The organism is Nocardia sp. NPDC059229, assembly GCF_042754165.1.
Taxonomy (GTDB): domain Bacteria; phylum Actinomycetota; class Actinomycetes; order Mycobacteriales; family Mycobacteriaceae; genus Nocardia.
On record NZ_JBHZAK010000007.1, the window covers coordinates 373,604 to 390,538 of the forward strand.

14 protein-coding genes are annotated in these 16,935 nt (G+C 67.2%); 5 read left to right on the top strand and 9 right to left on the bottom strand.

Translation table 11 applies throughout. From position 1 onward, the window contains the following. Window positions 1–58: 58 nt before the first annotated feature. Together ACFXHE_RS19225 and ACFXHE_RS19230 are read right to left on the bottom strand one after the other, a co-directional pair. The gene (locus ACFXHE_RS19225) at window positions 59–1,603 is read right to left on the bottom strand and encodes a Rieske 2Fe-2S domain-containing protein (protein ID WP_379384775.1); all 1,545 of its coding nucleotides are present in this window, start codon (window positions 1,601–1,603) and stop codon (window positions 59–61) included. A 45-nt stretch (window positions 1,604–1,648) separates the two neighbouring features. Beyond that, a complete protein-coding gene (locus tag ACFXHE_RS19230) occupies window positions 1,649–2,491 on the bottom strand; it encodes a hypothetical protein (protein ID WP_379384717.1) in 843 nt (280 codons plus the stop codon). A 99-nt stretch (window positions 2,492–2,590) separates the two neighbouring features. On the opposite strand from ACFXHE_RS19230, the gene ACFXHE_RS19235 reads away from it, so the two are divergent. After that, entirely contained in the window at window positions 2,591–3,343 is a 753-nt protein-coding gene (locus ACFXHE_RS19235; RefSeq protein WP_379384719.1) for a lysophospholipid acyltransferase family protein, read from the top strand. 92 nt (window positions 3,344–3,435) lie between these two features. On the opposite strand, the gene ACFXHE_RS19240 is transcribed toward ACFXHE_RS19235, so the two are convergent. From ACFXHE_RS19240 to ACFXHE_RS19260, 5 genes are read right to left on the bottom strand one after another with little or no spacing between them, the layout of a single operon-like run. Continuing rightward, entirely contained in the window at window positions 3,436–4,050 is a 615-nt protein-coding gene (locus ACFXHE_RS19240; RefSeq protein WP_379384721.1) for a hypothetical protein, read from the bottom strand. 38 nt (window positions 4,051–4,088) lie between these two features. Beyond that, entirely contained in the window at window positions 4,089–5,771 is a 1,683-nt protein-coding gene (locus ACFXHE_RS19245) for an ABC transporter family substrate-binding protein (RefSeq protein ID WP_379384722.1), read from the bottom strand. Between the two features lie 43 nt (window positions 5,772–5,814). Then, on the bottom strand, window positions 5,815–7,692 hold the full coding sequence (locus tag ACFXHE_RS19250) for an ABC transporter ATP-binding protein (RefSeq protein ID WP_379384724.1): 1,878 nt from the start codon (window positions 7,690–7,692) through the stop codon (window positions 5,815–5,817). Continuing rightward, window positions 7,689–8,636, bottom strand: coding sequence for an ABC transporter permease (locus tag ACFXHE_RS19255; protein WP_356996218.1), 948 nt, complete (start codon window positions 8,634–8,636; stop codon window positions 7,689–7,691). Before ACFXHE_RS19255 ends, ACFXHE_RS19250 begins: the two co-directional genes overlap by 4 nt. Beyond that, window positions 8,636–9,613 carry an ABC transporter permease gene (locus tag ACFXHE_RS19260; RefSeq protein WP_379384726.1) on the bottom strand — a complete coding sequence of 326 codons (978 nt, stop codon included), beginning with the start codon at window positions 9,611–9,613 and terminating at the stop codon, window positions 8,636–8,638. Before ACFXHE_RS19260 ends, ACFXHE_RS19255 begins: the two co-directional genes overlap by 1 nt. Window positions 9,614–9,872: 259 nt before the next feature. Between ACFXHE_RS19260 and ACFXHE_RS19265 the strand changes: the two genes are divergently transcribed. Next, window positions 9,873–10,673 (top strand): HAD family hydrolase, encoded by an 801-nt coding sequence (locus ACFXHE_RS19265; protein ID WP_379384777.1) that lies wholly within the window; start codon window positions 9,873–9,875, stop codon window positions 10,671–10,673. A 4-nt stretch (window positions 10,674–10,677) separates the two neighbouring features. On the opposite strand, the gene ACFXHE_RS19270 is transcribed toward ACFXHE_RS19265, so the two are convergent. Then, window positions 10,678–12,834 (bottom strand): N-acetylmuramoyl-L-alanine amidase, encoded by a 2,157-nt coding sequence (locus tag ACFXHE_RS19270; protein ID WP_379384728.1) that lies wholly within the window; start codon window positions 12,832–12,834, stop codon window positions 10,678–10,680. A gap of 319 nt (window positions 12,835–13,153) precedes the next feature. Between ACFXHE_RS19270 and ACFXHE_RS19275 the strand changes: the two genes are divergently transcribed. Continuing rightward, entirely contained in the window at window positions 13,154–14,584 is a 1,431-nt protein-coding gene (locus tag ACFXHE_RS19275; RefSeq protein WP_379384730.1) for a SpoIID/LytB domain-containing protein, read from the top strand. Window positions 14,585–14,601: 17 nt separating this feature from the next. Here the strand turns inward: ACFXHE_RS19275 and ACFXHE_RS19280 are convergent, their stop codons facing one another. Then, window positions 14,602–15,102 (bottom strand): MarR family winged helix-turn-helix transcriptional regulator, encoded by a 501-nt coding sequence (locus ACFXHE_RS19280; RefSeq protein ID WP_379384732.1) that lies wholly within the window; start codon window positions 15,100–15,102, stop codon window positions 14,602–14,604. 107 nt (window positions 15,103–15,209) lie between these two features. Between ACFXHE_RS19280 and ACFXHE_RS19285 the strand changes: the two genes are divergently transcribed. Further along, window positions 15,210–16,148: an EamA family transporter gene (locus tag ACFXHE_RS19285; protein ID WP_379384734.1), complete on the top strand. Its 939-nt coding sequence runs from the start codon at window positions 15,210–15,212 to the stop codon at window positions 16,146–16,148. A gap of 29 nt (window positions 16,149–16,177) precedes the next feature. Continuing rightward, on the top strand, window positions 16,178–16,816 hold the full coding sequence (locus ACFXHE_RS19290; RefSeq protein ID WP_379384736.1) for an NAD(P)-dependent oxidoreductase: 639 nt from the start codon (window positions 16,178–16,180) through the stop codon (window positions 16,814–16,816). Window positions 16,817–16,935: the final 119 nt, after the last annotated feature.

The window sequence follows — 16,935 nt, forward strand, 5'->3', positions numbered from 1 at the left end:
CACCTCCTTTGAGCTGGGCGGTTGGGTCCCCTTCCCGGGCTACCCCCCCGCCACCGGGTCAGACCAGTTTCTTCGAGCGCAGCTCGTGACCCTTGGAGGTCTTGCAGCGGCCCGATTCCAGGTCCCACTGCCAGCCGTGCAGGTTGCAGGTGAGCGTATTGCCCTCGACCACACCGAATTTCGACAGATCGGCCTTGAGGTGGGGGCAGCGGCGCTGCACTTCCCAGCCGTCGAGCTCGGTGGAGGCGGAATCGTCGTGCGCCTCGGCGAACCAGCCGTCGGCGTAGGCGATGCGCTCGTCGGTGAGGCACTTGAAGAAGGTGTAGAGGAATTCGTTGTAGCCGCCGATGCGCCAGGTGGTGAAGCGCGTCGACAGGAAGATGGTGTTCACCCAGTCCGGCTCGTCGTCGCGCAGCACGGTGCGCACCAGCTGCGGGTCGATGCGGAATCCGTAGCGGTACTTGCCTTCTCCCTCGATGGGCTCGCGCACCACCCGCTTGGGGAAGTCGAGCACCACGGTCTCCTCGCCCATGACCAGGCCGACCGGGTAGCCGATGCCGTCGCAGATGAGGTCGCTCTGCGCCATGATCGGCTCGAACTTGGCCTTGAGCGCGGGCAGCAGCGGCTCGCCCTCGGCCGGGGCCCAGGTGGCCTTCTCGGCGGCCAGCACCGGCGCCATGCGCTGGGCCATGGCCTCGATGTAGGCGGCCTTGTCGCCGTAGATGGTGTCCGGGTCGACCGGGTGGGTGAGCGAATTCAGTTCCTTGCCACGCAGATCCGCGGTCGAGCCGGGGATCATGAGCAGCCCGCCCTCGTTGCCGTGGATCTTCATCTGGTCCAGGAAGACGATCTGGTCGGGGAAGATATTGCCCTCGTCGCCGCGGTCGTCGTTGAGGTAGCGCAGCTCGTCGTCGAGGAAGACCGGCGGGCCGGCCGACGGGACGACCCAGGTGGCCCCGACCTGTTCGATGTAGGAGCGGCAGCGGTCCATACCGCGCTGGCGCTTCTGCTTGCCGAAGTTGGCCTTGGTCTTGGTCGGAATGTCGTACACCATCGGGTACCAGATGGCGCCGGAGTACTGCAGCAGGTGGATGTCCACGTGCCCGAAGGCGTCGTGCAGCACGTCCATGTCGACGGGCCGGGCGTCGTTCATGTTGAAGCACACGGTTTCCCCGTCGGCGACGACCAGGGCGGAGTCGCCGATCGGGCCGTCGGCGGGCGCGCGCAACGCGATGATCATGATGTCCAGGTCGCCGCCCGGACCGGTGACGGTGGTCTTCACCGAGTCCTCGGTCTCCACGAACTTGGTGAAGCCGAGCTTCTCGAGCTCTCGCTTGAGGTCCGGTACCGGGTAGTCGGGCAGCAGGACGGTGGCGTCCTTGCTGACCTTGTCGGCCAGGTGCTTGGCGTCCCAGTGGTCACGGTGCAGGTGCGAGACATAGAGGAAATCGCAGTTGCCGAGCTCGTCCCAGTCCAGCTGGGTGTTGTCGGGGAACGGGAACCACGATCCGAAATAGGCCGGATTGACCCACGGATCGCAGAGGATCGTTCCGGCAGCGGTTCGAATGTGGAATCCGGCGTGTCCGACGCTGGTGATCTGCACGAGCTTCATTCCTCCCTGACCGTTACCAGCCACCCAGAGTACTGGCTAGCCGGAGACGTCGCCGATGCAGTAACCCTCGGAGCCCGACTTCAAGGTGTATATCTGCTTTGTCTGGTCTCCGGCGCCGGTGGTGACCGGTACCGACACCGTGATGTACCCGCCGCGCGGCCACTCCGACTTGATGGACTGGTCCACGAAGGTCCTTACCGCCCCCGGCTTCGACGGGTTCACCGCCAGCGGCGCGGTGGCCGGTTTCCCGGTGCCGTCCGGATCCCAGGTCCGGCCCGCGGCGCAGACCAGTGGATACGCGTCCTCCCGGTCAGTGGGATGCAGCGGCCGGCCCATGGAGCGAGAAAGGAAGCGCCGCACGGTGTGTCGCGCGTCGGCGTCATTGAAGCCGAGTTCGCCCCCGGTCGGGTAGACGTGCGGGCAGGCATAGCCGGTGGCGATGTCGCGGTCCTGCGCGGTCACCGTGACCTCGGCGTTCTGCCAGGTCACGGACTGGCCGCTGGAGACACCCGGTCCGGCGAGCGCATCGATGACGGCCTGCGGCTCGGCGTACATGCTCTGAATATTGGGCGGCGCCATGGTCCAGCAGCGGTCGGCCAATTCGTCCAGCCCTCTTTCCCGCAGGTCGGCCGCCCAGCGCGCGACGGCCGGCGCCGCATTCGGGTTCCCGGGCGCCGCCCCGACGCCGCCGCTCACCGCCGCGGCCGGGCTGGGGATACTGCTGATTTCACTGGACATATCGACGTCGGCCCCGAAATCCGTGCCCGCGATTCCGACTTTCGAATCGCAGCCGCCGGTAAGGCAGGCCGCGCCGACTATCAGCGTCCCGAGCAACCCCTGGTGGAGTCGTGCTCGCAACGCTGTCCGGCCGTTTTCCACTCGTGCGAACCTCTTTCAGTGTCGAGAAGTCACATCAACTGAATTGCTGTTACCGGGATCACTGGATGCCGCGCGGGCAGCGACTAGGCTAGCGGAACTGTGGAACCCGTCTATTACCCCGTCATCGGCCTGGCCCGCACGATCTTCGCGCTGCAGGGCCTGAAGTTCACCGTCAAGGGCGACGAAAACATTCCGGCGACCGGTGGCGCGGTGATCGCGATCAACCACACCGGGTACATGGACTTCACCTACGCCGGTCTGCCAGCACGCACCACCGGGCGGTACATCCGCTTCATGGCCAAGAAGGAAGTCTTCGACAATTCCATCTCCGGCCCGATCATGCGCGCCCTCAAGCACATTCCGGTGGACCGTGCCGCGGGTGCGGAGTCGTACCACGAGGCCGTCAACCGCCTGCGCGCCGGCGAACTGGTCGGCGTCTACCCCGAGGCCACCATCAGCCGCAGCTTCGAACTCAAGGAGTTCAAGTCCGGCGCGGCCCGCATGGCCATCGAGGCCGGCGTCCCTATCATCCCCATCGTCATCTGGGGCGCCCAGCGCGTGTGGACCAAGGGCTTCCCGAAGCGCCTGGGCCGCACCAACACCCCCATCTCCATCGCGGTCGGCAAGCCCATCCAGCCCTTCGAGCCCGCCGCGGCCCTCACCGACGAGCTCCACGGCACCATGTCCGACATGCTTCTGGACCTGCAAAAGGACTACGTCCACGAGCCCGGCGCGTACTGGGTGCCCGCGCGCCTGGGCGGCAGCGCCCCCACCCTCGAGGAGGCCAACGCCATGGACGCCGCCGAGGCCGAGGAGAAGGCCGCCCGCCGCGCACAGAAGCCGACCGAATAACACAGCCCTCCGTTCAACGGCCTGCTACGGGGAATCGGAGCCCCCGGAGCAGGCCGTTTCCGGTTCGGGCACGGAGCCCGGACGGCTTCGGCTCAGCTCGGGTCGGAGCCGCGAACAGCCGCGAGCCAGGTGGCCGCTGCCGCCGCCACCAGCGTCGCGACCGCGAAGGCCGGCCATCCGCCGCCGGAGGAGTACACCCACAGCAGTCCCGCAAACGGTCCGACCACCGCGGACTGCGCATCCAGCAGGAGCCCGCGCCCGATCCCCGTCCGCCCCATCGCCTCCGGATCCGGCCGCACCGGATTATCGATCAGTTTCCCCACGGGCTCCGAATCCCGCAGTCGCCCAGCCGGATACATCCGGTGCCCCTCGACATGCACCGCCCGCCCTGCCAATTCGGCCGTGCCCGGCGTGAGCGTCACCAACATCGGATCGAAATACACCGGCAGCCAGCGATTCTTCCCCTCGATCGTGAACTCCAGCCACGACCGGCTGACCAGCCGGTGCTGCTGCCGCACCCGCCGCACCGCCACCTCCCGCCGCTCCGGCCCGCCGGGCAACCCCGCAGGCAGCCACCCCAGCGCGACAGCGAACCGAAACCCGCTGTAGCCCAGAATGATCACGGCCACCGTGCCCAGCATGGCCACCTGCTCCGGATCGGCGAACGGGACCCAGGCGAGGGTGATCGCCAGGGTCCCGATCGTCATGAGCGCCGGATAGGCCAGAGGGTGGCCCGTCCGGGAATTCACTTCAGGAAGCCGATTTTGGTGTAGTCGTAGCTGGCCAGGCCGGGTGCGCCGTAGTTGGCGAGATTGGCGCGGACGCCTATGTTGGCGGGCGACTGGATGAGCGGCAGGGAGTGGCCCTCCCCGAAGACCTTCTTGTCGACCTGGTTGGCCATGCCGATGGCCTTCTGCGGGTCGAGCTCGGAGACGGTCTGCTCGATCAGGTTATTGAGATCGTCGGAGCCGATGCGGCCGTAGTTACCCTGGACGTCATCAGGGTGGTAACCCCAGATCTGGTCGAGGCTGCCGAGCGGGAACAGGTCACCCACCCAAACGAACTGCGCCACATCGAAATCGCCCGTCTTGATGTACTTGGGGAAGAAGTCCTGACCCGGCTTGGTGTCGATGGTCAGCTTCACGCCGATCCGGTCGAGATTCTGCTGAATGATCTGCGCCAGCTGCACCCAGTAGTCTTGGTTGTACATGACATCGCGGATCTCCAGCTTCCGGCCATCCTTCTCACGGGTGCCGCCGCCCGGCGGGACCTTCCAGCCGAGCGCGTCGAGTTCCTTGGCCGCGGCGTCGGGGTCGAAGCCGAGCGAATTGTCCTGGTAGCCCTTCTGGTTCGCCAGGTAGACGTGGTTGTTCAGCGCCTTGGGATCGATGACGAGACCGTTCTCCATGGCCGTCGCGATGCCCTGCCGGTCGATGGCCTTGCCGATGGCTACCCGCAGCGCCGGGTCGGCCAGGATGGAGCCGGGTGCACCATTGAAGGTCAGATGGGACCACTGGCTGCTGTTGGCCCGCCGAATGGCGATGCCAGCAGTTCCCTGGGCGGACTTGAGCTCGTCGCGGCTGGACAGTCCCACCGCGTCGATCTCATTGTTCTGCAGCGCGGGCACCATGGCCGCGGCGTCGAGGATGCTGAAGGTGATGGTGTCCAGCTTCGGCGTGGCGCCCCACCACTTCGGATTGCGGCCCAGCGTGATTCGCCCCTGCGCGCGATCGACGGACTGAACAATGAACGGGCCCGCGCTGACGCCCATGGCGTTCACGAAACCCTTGTTGAAGGCATCGGGGGTCGCCGTCACGGACTTCGGGTAGAGGAAGCTGTTGCCCGCGAACTGGCCCTTCCACTCACCGAAATGCTTGTTGAAGGTGACGATGGCCTGCCGGTCGTCGACGCCGCGCTCGACCTTCTCGACCCGGTCCCAGCCCTGCGTGTTGCCGATCAGGAAGTCCTTGTTCCGACCGCTCAGCGCATTGGCTTGCGACGCGATATCCTCCCAGGTGATCGGGCTGCCATCCGACCAGACAGCCTTGGGATTGATCGTGTAGACGACCGTCTCGGGGTTGGTATTGGTGAGCTGGACGTCGGTGAAGTAGTCGGTGTCGACCGAGAGATTTCCCGCCGCATCGGATTTGAACGCGCGCGGCATCGTCGGCCGTTCGACGCCCATGACCTCTGCGTCGTTGCCGTCGACCTCGAGGGTGTTCCAGTTGGACGGGAACGAGGAGACGGCCAGCCGCAGGTTGCCGCCGTCGCGCAGGTCCGCGACATCGTGCGGATTGATGTCGCTGGTGGCTCCGAGGTCGGACGCCACCGCATTGGAATTGTCGTTGCCGCCGCCACAGCCGGTCGCCATTATCGACACGGCCACCAGTGGGACCGCGAGCTTGATGCCGATCGAGCGAATCCTCACCGGTTGCTCCTTCCGTCGGAGTTCTGCTGGAACATTGTTCGCCCTATCCCGAGACGACCGGGACAGGTACGGCGTCGATGAGGGCACGGGTGTACTCATGCCGAGGATCGGTGAAAATCTGTTCGGCCGCACCGTATTCGACGATCTGACCGCGATACATGACGGCGATGTCGTGCGCGAGGTTGCGCACCACGGACAGATCGTGGGAGACGAACAGATAAGACAACCCGCGCTCGGCCTGCAAGTCGCGCAACAGGTTCAGCACACCTGCCTGGATGGAGACGTCCAGCGACGAGACCGGCTCGTCGAGCACCAGGATCTCCGGGTCCAGCGCAAGGGCCCGCGCGATATTGATGCGCTGTTTCTGCCCACCGGAGAAATCGGCCGGATATCGATCGGCGTGTTCGGGGCGCAAGCCGACCAGGCTCAGCAATTCCTTGACCCGGCGCTGGATTTCGTCGTTGGGACGGCTGTTCACGCGCAGCGGCTCGGCCAGGGCGTCGAAGATCGGCAGCCGGGGATCCAGCGACGCGGACGGGTCCTGGAACACGATCTGCATCTTGCGGCGAATCTCGCGGCGACGGACCTTGGTCAGCGTCGCGACATCGCTGCCGAGCACCTCGATGGTGCCGCTCTCCGGTGGGATCAACTCCATGATCTGGGTCAACGTGGTCGATTTCCCGGAACCGGATTCGCCGACCAGGGCCAGGGTGCGGCCCGACTTGATCTCGAAGCTGATCCCGTCGACCGCCTTCACCTCACCGGTACGGCGTTTGAAGACCACGCCCTTGGTGAGCGGGAAGGTCTTCTTCAACTCCGAAACCCGCAGCACCACAGCTTCATCGGTGGGTTGGGGTTCCTCCGCGGGCGGCACCTCGTGGCGGTAGGCGGCGAACAGTTCCGCGGTTCCGATTTCGGCGACGCGGATGCACGCGGCCCGATGCCCCGGCTCGGTGTCCCGCAACGGCGGTTCCGCCGCGCGACAGTCGTCGATCGCGACCGGGCAGCGGGGCGCGAACGGGCAGCCGGGCGGCAGTGCGTGCATGGCGGGCGGCGCGCCCACGATCGGGACGAGCGGTGCCCGCGCCGGACCGTCCAATCGCGGAATGGAACCCAGCAGACCGACCGTGTACGGCATCCGAGGTGCGTTGAAAAGCTCTGCGGTGCGGGCGGTTTCGACAATCCGTCCGGCGTACATGACGGCCACCCGATCCGCCAGAGTGGCCGCGATACCCATGTCATGGGTGATGAAAACGACGCCCGCGCCCGTGATGTCGCGCGCCTTGCGCAGCAGATTCAGGATCTGCTTCTGTACGGTGACGTCCAATGCGGTGGTCGGCTCGTCGCAGATGATGAGCTCGGGGTCATTGGCGATGGCCATGGCGATCACCACGCGCTGGCGCATGCCGCCCGAGAACTCGTGGGGAAAAGCCCTGGCCCGAACCGAGGCATCAGGGATACCGACCAGATCGAGCAGCTCCACCGCTTTCTCGGCGGCTTCGTGCTTGCTCATCTTTCCGTGCGCGAGCAGGGCTTCCGCGATCTGGTTGCCGACCCGGTAAACGGGGGTCAGGGCCGAGAGCGGGTCCTGGAACACCATGGAGATCTTGCTGCCGCGCAAGGCGGACATTTGCCGGTCGCCCATGCCGAGCAGTTCCTGCCCGCGCAGCCGGATGGAACCCTGCACGCGGGCCTGATCTGGGAGCAACCCCATGATCGCCATCGACGAAACCGATTTGCCGGAACCGGATTCACCGACGATGGCCAGCACCTCACCGTCCTGGACGGTGTAGTTGACTCCGCGCACAGCCTCGACGCGGCCTTCTTCGCTGGGGAAGCTCACCCGCAGATCGGAGATCTCGAGCAGCGGCGCAGTGGTGGGCCGGATTCCCTTGTCGGACATGCTTGCCTTGTCGGTCATGCCGCGGCCTTTCCGGCGGGCTTCGCCACCCGGTCCTTGCGGCGCGAGCGGGCGCGTTGTGAGCCGGGGTCGAAAGCATCGCGCAACCCATCACCGACCAGGTTCGTGCACAACACGGTCAGAATCAGAAACCCGCCCGCGAACAGGAACAACCAAGGGTAGGTGAGCGCAGACTTGGTGCCCGAGGCGATCAGCGTGCCCAACGAGACATCGGGTGGCTGCACACCGAATCCCAGGTAGCTCAGGCCGGTTTCGCCCATGATCGCCGCGCCCACGGCCAGCGTGGTGTCGATGATGAGGATGGAGGCGATGTTCGGAAGAATGTGGGTGGTAATGATCGTCCAGGTGGACGCGCCCATATATTTTGCGGCCCTGACGAATTCACGTTCCCGCAGACTGAGGGTCAGGCCGCGTATCAGCCTGGCGCTGATCATCCAGCCGAATCCAGCGAGCAGCACGATCAGCAATACGATGCTGCCGCTGCCCTTGGCACGCGGCGCGAACAGCGCGACGATGATGAAGCTGGGCATCACCAGCAGCAGGTCGACCAGCCACATGATGGCGGTATCGGTCCAGCCGCCCAGTAATCCCGCCACCGAGCCCGCGAAGGCCGCGATGAGGGCCGATATGAACGCCACGGAGAAACCGATGATCAGCGACTTCTGCAAGCCGCGCAGCGTCTGGGCGAGGACGTCCTGCCCGATCTGATTGGTGCCGAACGGATGCCGCCCGCTGGGTGGCTTCAGCAGCGCCGTGTAATCGAGCTGCTGGTAGTCGTATTTCAGCAGGGGTGGCAGCGCGAAACTGAGCACGAGCATCAACAGTAGAATGCTCAACCCGATCACCGCGGGCTTGTTGCGGAGGAACCGCCGCCAGACCAGTTTGCGGCGTCCCGCGGCCATGGGCTCCGGCGCGCCCTGAACGATCATTTCGGTTTCAGTCATCACGCACGCACCCTGGGGTCGAGAATCGCGTAGACGATGTCGGACAACAGGCCCGACAGCAGAATCACCAGTGCGACGAACGCGGTGATGGTCACCACGGGGTACAGGTCCTGGGCGTTGATCGAATCCACCAACCACTCACCGACGCCGTGCCAGCCGAAGATCTTCTCGGTGAAGGTCGCGCCGGTGATGAGTGCGCCGAAGCTGTACGCGAACAGCGTTGCCATTGGAATGAGCGCGGTCCGCAATCCGTGCTTGTAGAGAGCCCGGGAGCGAGTGAGGCCCTTGGCGCGCGCGGTTCGGATGAAATCGCTCTGCAGGACGTCGAGCATGGCATTGCGCTGGTAACGGCTGTATCCGGCGGCGGCACTGAGGATCAGGCCCAGGGTCGGGACGATCATGTGCTGGATGCGGTCGACGAACTGATTCCATGCCCCGTGGATCGCGTTCGCCGAGGTCTCGCCGGTGTAATAGAAGATCTGCTGTCCGGTCGCCGTATTGATCTCGAGCGCACCGTATTTCAACAGAGTCGCGAGCAGGAACACCGGCGTGCTGAGGATCAGCAGGGATAGCACCGTGGTCAGATAGTCGCTGATCTTGTATTGCCGGATAGCCCCGGCTGCGCCGACCATCACGCCCAGCGCCGTGCCCACGATCGAGCCGACGAGCAACAGTCGGAGACTGACCCCGATGCGACGCGGCAATTCCTGATTCACCGGCTGCCCGGCGAGGGTATGACCGAAATCGCCGTGTGTGACGATGCCTCCTACCCACTCCGCGTACCGCTGCGGGATCGGCACATCCAGCTTCAGCTCATCGCGTTTGGCGTCGATCACCGACTGCGGCGGCCGAGGATTGCGCTGCTCGAGGCTGTCCAGTGGATGAAACGTGAGCGACGCGAGACTGAAGGTCAGGAACGACGCCAGCACCAGCAGCACGACATAGTTCAGCGCACGTCGCAGCAGAAAACCGGCCATCATTCCCTTTCGGGGTCGAGTACTGACCCAGATCATAGGGAGTGAGAAGCGTAAACGCGGGGTACGGACCGCGGACGCCACGGCAATCCGTGTGTTATTGCGCGCGTCCTGGTGGGTCTGGGGGTTGCGGGGTGGTGTGGTGCGGAGCGGTGTCCGAAAGGTCTCTTTTGTACGGCGAGGTCCGGAATCCACGGGCGCACCTGTCGTGGCTCGAGGCAGGATGGAGTAGGTGACGCTCTTTCACCTGCCCAAACCCAAGATGGTCGCCTCCGATGTGGACGGCACGCTCATCGACCACCGTGAGCAGGTGAGTGCCCGCACCAAGGCGGCGATCAACGCCCTCATCGCGGACGGGGTGCCGTTCGTGCTCGCCACCGGAAGGCCGCCGCGCTGGATCGATCCGGTCGTCGATGGGCTCGGCTTTTCGCCGCTGTGCGTGTGCGGCAACGGTGCGGTCATCTACGACAGCGCCGCGGATCGGGTGCTGGACACCCGCACCCTGGATATCGAAACCCTCACCTGGGCCGCCGATCTGGCCGAGCGCCTGCTGCCGGGCTGCGGCCTGGCCGCGGAACGGGTCGGTTCCAGCGCGCACGACGCGGCCACACCGCAGTTCGTCAGTTCGCCCGAATACGAGCACGCCTGGCTGAACCCGGACGACACCCAGGTCTCCCGCGCCGAAGTCATCTCCGCACCCGCGATCAAGATGCTGATCCGCCTACCCGGCGCCGCCAGCGCGGACATGCGCGCCGTACTGGACCCGCACCTGGCCGGCCGCGCCGACCTCACCTACTCGACGGACAACGGCCTGATCGAACTGTCCGCCCCCGGCGTGACGAAGGCCACCGGCCTCGCGACCATCGCACAGCGCCTGGGCGTCCAGCACAGCTCCCTCATCGCCTTCGGCGACATGCCCAACGACGTTCCCATGCTCCTCATGGCCGGGCACGGCGTCGCCATGGCCAATGCCCACCCCGAGGCCATCGCCGCCGCCGACGAGGTGGCCCCCTCCAATATCGAGGACGGCGTCGCCCGCACCCTCGAACGCTGGTGGTCCTGACCGTCTAGTTGAGCGCGGCCGCGGGGATGGGGGCGGCCTGGACCGGGGTGCCCGGGGCGGGGATGGACTTGCCGGGGATAGGGTCCTGGACAGCGCCGTAGTTCTTCAGGACGGTGGTGACGATTCCGGTGAGTTTGTTGAAGATCAGGGCGCCGTTCTGGAAGTCGGTGCGGACGCCGTCCTGGACCGGATATTCATTACTGGTGGGCAGGCCGAGAAGGCCTGTGCCCGCACCCAATTGCAGGAAGCGCTCCAGAATCTTGCCGACCACCGAGAAGATCTGACCGGTCGGCGAGGAATACACGTAGCCATTGGTGAATTGGCCGTACTGGCCGCCGTCCGCCAAGGCGATCGGTTCCGCTTTCGGTTGTCCCAGTGGGCCGTTCGCGCCACCCTGATCGTTCCAGTAGCGGGCCACCGGGCTGCGGTCGAGCATGTTCAGGATCTTCTGGGTGAGGTCGGCCAGGGCGGCCAGATCCGCCTGGCTGTCGGCGTCTGGAGCGGGGGCGGGCTGCGGATTGCCCGCGTTCTGGCCGGGACGGACCCGCGTCGGACCGGGATCCTCGGGCGTGTTCGTGCCGGCCGCCACGTCCTCGGCGATCTGCCGGATCTTGTCCATCAGCGCGTAGGCGGCGTCACCCGGGCAGGTGGTGTTGCCGACATCGCGGTGCGCGAAGATGTTCGGCAGCTTGACCGCCTGTCCCAGAGCGTATTTCGTGTAGTCACTGCCCTCGGAGTACATGGTGGTCTGACCCTCGGGATCGATGCCCGCCACCTTGGCCCGCCAGCCGATGTACTTGCCGATCGCCTGGATGGATACGTCCGTCGGAGTCTCGTCCTCGTAGTCGCCCATCAGCGCGACGCCTGCGGTATTGATATTGAAGCCGCCCGCGTGCGCGCCCTCGACCGGCCGGTCCAGGCCGCCGTAGCGACCCTCGAAGATCTGCCCGTACTTGTCGACCAGGGCGTTGTAGCCGATGTCGCACCAGCCCAGCGTCTTCGCGTGGTACGAGTAGATGGCGCGCACGATGCCCGCGGACTCGGCCTTGGTGTAGTCGTTGCGACCCGCGGTGTGGTGCACGGTGATCGCGTTGACGCCGTCGTCGTAGGTGGGTTCCTCGCAGCGCAGCGATTCGTCCGCGCCCCACTGCGCACGGGTGATCACCTTGGGCCCGCCGCCGGGCAGCGGCGCCGCCACCGTTTGCAGGTTCTCGTCGATGCTGCCGCGGCCCGGATCGATCAGCACCGCGGCCAGCTTCTCCAGATTGATCTGCGCCGGATCGGCCGAACCGTCGTCCAGCGGTTTGGGTTCGGCGGGCGCGGCGGCCGGCTTGCGGGTCACCAGCATCTGCACGGTCTTGGTATTGCCGACGTAGATCGGCTCGGTGCCGGTGCGCTTACCCGGCGCGGGATGGTCCTTGCCGTTCTCGGTTTCGGCGTCGTACCAGGGTCCCCAGGTGCCGTCGGGACGCTGGGCGCGGAGCTTGGTGGTGGTGCCGGCCAGGTCCGGCGCGGTGAGCGCGACCATGCTGAACGGGGTGTCCCGGGTCAGCTCCTTGACCTGTGCGCCGACCTTGTCGACCAGGTCGGCGGGCACCGCGCCCGTGTTCAGCGCGGGCGTGCGCAGGTCACCGGTGAGGCCGGGCACGGGATGCGGGCCGGGGGCGGCCGGATTGTCGGCGGTCGGGATGGGCGCCGGAACCCCGGAATCGGCCGGGGCGACGGGTGTTCGACTGCCGGGAGCCGGTGTGGCCGCGGGAGCCACTGGCGCGGAAGGGGTTTCGGCGCCCGGCGCCCCGTTGACCTCGGGCCCGGGTTCGGCGATGAAGCCGGGCGCGCCCGCGGCCGGGCCGGTCGGCCGGGCGGAACCGGGGGTGACGATGGTGGCGTTGGGGAGCGAGCCCGGGAGGGTGGGGCGGGTGACGTGCGGCCCGGTGTCGGATGCGGGCCCGACGGGCTGCTGCGGCGAGTCGTTCAGCCGCGGTAGTGGAATCTCGCTGGGTAGTTGGACGCCCGGAATGAGATTCGGCGGGATCGGAATCGATTTGGGCAGCGGCAACATTCGCAGATCGGACAGCCGCAGGTCGGGCAGGTCCAGCCCGGTGAGCTCACGCAGCGGCAGCACGATATCGGGTGCCGAGTCCAGGGCGACTTCTGCCATTTGTGCAGGTATAGCTGCCCAATTGCTTTCGTCGGCGTTCCGGACATCTCGGGAATCGCTCAGCGCCAGAATGCCGACGGGAGCGGACAGCGCGAGGACGGTGATGACCGGGAGCGCATACGCGGGTTTCGGTTTGTGATACGGCACAAGCATCTCCCATTCAGGTAAATCAGTCCAACCGCGCCCGGAGCACAAGCTTGCTACTTGGCGCATCAACGATCACACTAGTCCCTACTGTCACATTCCCTGAACGTATGGTTGAGGCTTAGATTCGGGGTAACTCGAATGTAGCTTCGGCTCTCGACAGAACGGGTATGACATGCCGAACGGGTACCTAGCCAAGCGCCGTAGATGGCGCGGTCTGCTCTCCCTCTCCCTCGCCGTCGCGGCCACCGCCGGCGGCACCGCAGTATTGGTCTGGGCCTGGCCCGACAATGCCTTCCTCTTCACCGCCGGCGCCGGTCACGGGCGCGGCCTGAGCCAGAACGGCGCCTTCGACAAGGCCGTCGCGGGTTGGAACGCCGACCGCATCCTGGCCACCTATTACTCCGGAGCCGATCTCGCCGACGTCGGCCGGACCAGCGTCCGCGTCCGCCTCATGGAGCGGGACGACAAGACCCTCGACCTCGCCTCCGACTCCGTCTTCTACGTCGCCGGTCGCCGTGTCATCCCCGGCCAGGCCGCGCATCTGACGCCCACCGCCACCGGCGCCGACGTCACCATCACTCAGGGCTGCGACGGAAACACCCTCTGGGAGGGCAGCACCGACGACCCGTGGGCCTACCCCGTCACCGACGGCACCGACCGCCCCGCCAACGAGCAACTCGAGATCTGCGGCGGCAACGCCTACCGCGGCGTCCTCGGCGTCGCCCTCGACAACGGCTCCCCCCGCACCGTCAACGAGGTCGACCTCGACGACTACCTCAAGGGCGTCGTCCCCGCCGAAATGGTCCCCGGCTGGGCCGACCAGGGCGGCGCCGAGGCCCTGCGCGCCCAGGCCATCGCCGCCCGCTCCTACGCCCTCGCCGAAGACCGCTACTCCTACGCCCAGACCTGCGACACCACCGACTGCCAGATGTACCTCGGCACCGACAAGGAAGACTCCCGCACCACCAGCGCCGTCGAGGTCACCTCCGGCCGAGTCCTGGTGCGCGACAACCGCATCCTGCGCGCCGAATACTCCGCCGCCCCCGACGGCGGCCTCCCCACCCCCGCCTCCGCCATGGAAGTCGGCCCCGCCCTCGCCGACTTCCCCACCGCCGCAACCCCCGCCGACCCCAACCTCCCCTTCCTCGACCCGCAGTCCCCCCAAACCCAGCCCACCCCAACGGAATCCGACCCGTCCACCCCCGCAACCCCGGACGCCACCACCACAAACCCCATTACCCCGGGCGCTGCGACCCCGGACGCAACGGTCCCGACCTACCCCGACCCCACCAACACCGTCCCCGGCACCCGAACTCCCGTCACCCCGGGCAATGTCCCCCCGGCGACCCCGCTGCGGCCCACCCCCGACGACCGCTCACGGATCACCATCCCCCTGCCGTCCCCCGGCAGCGCCGACCCCAACTCCACGCTCTCCAACCCCCGCACCAGCCCGGCCCCAGCGAGCTCGGGCCCGGTCAACCTGGTGATCCGGACCGCGACTCCGGCTCCCCGAACCGTCTCCACCCCCAACCCGCCGACCTCCCCGGTCCCGGTCCCGGCCAACGCTCCGGCGCAACCGATCCCTCCTGCCTTGGCGCACTAGCGGTTTCGGCCAGTAGTTCAGTCCAGGGTGAGGTCTCCGAGGGATTCGGCGAACTTGCGGAGTAGGGGGATCAGGGTCTCGCGGTCGGCTGGGGAGAGGTCGGCCAGGAGGCGTTGCTCGTTGTCTATGTGTAAGGGGAGGATTCGGTCGATCAGGGCTCGGCCGGAGTCGGTCAGATGGACTTGGATGGCTCGGCGGTCCTTGGGGTCGGGGACGCGTTCTACCCAGCCTTTGGCGGTGAGGCGGTCGATGCGGTTGGTGATGGCACCGGAGGTGATCATGGCGGCCTTGTTGAGGGCGCCTGCGCTGAGGCCGGATTCGTTGCCGGAGCGGCGGAGGGTGGCGAGGACGTCGAATTCCCAGCGTTCCAGGCCGTGGGTGCGGAAGAAGTCGGAAAGCTCGCGGTCGACGATGCGGCCCAGGCGGGCGAGGCGGCCGAAGATCTCCATGGGGGAGGTGTCGACGTCGGGGCGCTGCTGACGCCAGGCGGCGGTGATCTGGTCGACGGCGTCGGGCACCGGCGGTCTCCTCTCGGGGCGGAATAAATCTCAACATTGAGATACTTGACGGTGAGGTATCTAGATGGTGTTATCTCAACGTTGAGATTATCAATGAGGAGCTATCGATGACCACCACACGCGCCGGAGCCGCCGGACTCGCCGGGACGCTCGCCCTCACCGGGCTCGCGCCACTGGTCTGGGGGTCGACCTACGCCGTCACCACGACGTTCCTGCCACCCGAGCGGCCCATGTTCACCGCGCTCATGCGGGTGCTGCCCGCGGGGCTGCTGTTGCTCGCCATCACGCGCAAACTGCCGCACGGGCAATGGATTCCACGCGCACTCGTGCTGGGCGGGCTGAACATCGGAGTCTTCACCGCGCTGTTGTTCGTGGCCGCCTATCGGCTGCCGGGCGGGGTGGCGGCGGTGCTCGCCGCGGCCGCGCCGCTGTTCGCGGTCGGTTTCGCCGCCCTCGGCCTCAATGAGCGACTCACCGTGCGCAAGGTGGCGGCGGCGCTGATCGGGCTGGCCGGCGTGGCACTCGTAGTACTCAGGGCCACAGCCACTCTCGACACGCTCGGCATCATCGCCGGGCTGGTGGCCGCCATCGCCATGGCGGGGGGCACGGTGCTGACCAAGCGCTGGGGACGGCCCGAGGGCATCGGCCCGCTGGCCATGACGGGCTGGCAGCTCACAGCCGGCGGACTCCTGCTGCTGCCGGTCGCCGCCATCGCCGAGGGCGCGCCGCCCGCGCTGGACGGCCGGGCCATCGGCGGCTACCTCTACCTCGGCCTGATCGGCACCGCCGCCGCGTACGCGCTGTGGTTCCGCGGCATCGCCAAGGCCAATGCCACCTCGGTGGCCTTCCTCGGCCTGCTCAGCCCGCTGTCGGCGGCCGTCATCGGCTGGGCCGCGCTCGGTCAGGCGCTGGCCCCGCTGCAGATCCTGGGCATGGCCATCGCGCTGGGCGGCACCCTGCTCGGCCAGACCGGATCCGCGCCCCGCACAACGGAACCCGCGCCGCAGACCGATGACGACACTCCCAAGAACCGCGTCGCGGCGTGATTCGAACCCTCGATAAGGAGCGAAAGACCATGCAGATCACAGTGTTCGGAGCGAGCGGAGACGCCGGCAGCCGGGTCGTGGCCGAGGCGCTGAGCCGGGGCCACCGGGTGCGGGCGGTCGCTCGCACCGCCGAGCGGCTGCGGGAGCTGCCCGCGCAGGTCGAGGTATGGACCGGCAATGCCGCCGATCCGGCCGATGTCGAGAAGGCGGCGGCCGGCAGCGATGTCGTGGTCAGCGCCACCCGCCCGGCCCCGGGCCGCGAGCACGAACTGGCCGAGGTTGCCGCTGCGCTGTTGGAAGGCCTGGCGGACAGCGGGATTCGGCTGCTGGTGATCGGCGGCGCGGGCAGCCTCACCGTCGCGGGGACCGGCAAGACCCTCACCGAGCAGCCGGGCTTCCCGGCCGAGCTGGTGCCCATCGCCGAGGGCGGCAGCCGCCAGCTCGAGGTGTTCCGGACGACCCCGCACGCGGTGAACTGGGCCTATGTCAGCCCGGCCGCACTGTTCGAACCCGGCGAGCGCACCGGCGCCTACCGCCTCGGCCGGGACGACCTGCTCACCGACGACCAGGGCAATTCCTCGATCTCCATGGAGGACATGGCCATCGCCCTGCTCGACGAGATCGAGCAGCCCGCGCACCACCGGACCCGGTTCACCGTCGGCTACTGAAGATTCACCGTCGGCTACTGAAAAACCGCACGGCACAACCGAATACCTGCCAAATGCGCCGCGGGGGGGGGGGGGGGGGGGCGCGCGCCGCCCCCCGCGGCGCAAGATCGAACAGCGGG

What these genes read in the sequence shown, in the direction of transcription:
- ACFXHE_RS19290 (WP_379384736.1), top strand. Translation starts at nt 16,178, where the DNA reads ATGCAGATCACAGTGTTCGGAGCGAGCGGAGACGCCGGCAGCCGGGTC.
- ACFXHE_RS19260 (WP_379384726.1), bottom strand. Translation starts at nt 9,613, where the DNA reads ATGGCCGGTTTTCTGCTGCGACGTGCGCTGAACTATGTCGTGCTGCTG.
- ACFXHE_RS19270 (WP_379384728.1), bottom strand. Translation starts at nt 12,834, where the DNA reads ATGGCAGAAGTCGCCCTGGACTCGGCACCCGATATCGTGCTGCCGCTG.
- ACFXHE_RS19285 (WP_379384734.1), top strand. Translation starts at nt 15,210, where the DNA reads ATGACCACCACACGCGCCGGAGCCGCCGGACTCGCCGGGACGCTCGCC.
- ACFXHE_RS19250 (WP_379384724.1), bottom strand. Translation starts at nt 7,692, where the DNA reads ATGACCGACAAGGCAAGCATGTCCGACAAGGGAATCCGGCCCACCACT.
- ACFXHE_RS19265 (WP_379384777.1), top strand. Translation starts at nt 9,873, where the DNA reads ATGGTCGCCTCCGATGTGGACGGCACGCTCATCGACCACCGTGAGCAG.
- ACFXHE_RS19255 (WP_356996218.1), bottom strand. Translation starts at nt 8,636, where the DNA reads ATGACTGAAACCGAAATGATCGTTCAGGGCGCGCCGGAGCCCATGGCC.
- ACFXHE_RS19275 (WP_379384730.1), top strand. Translation starts at nt 13,154, where the DNA reads ATGCCGAACGGGTACCTAGCCAAGCGCCGTAGATGGCGCGGTCTGCTC.
- ACFXHE_RS19240 (WP_379384721.1), bottom strand. Translation starts at nt 4,050, where the DNA reads ATGACGATCGGGACCCTGGCGATCACCCTCGCCTGGGTCCCGTTCGCC.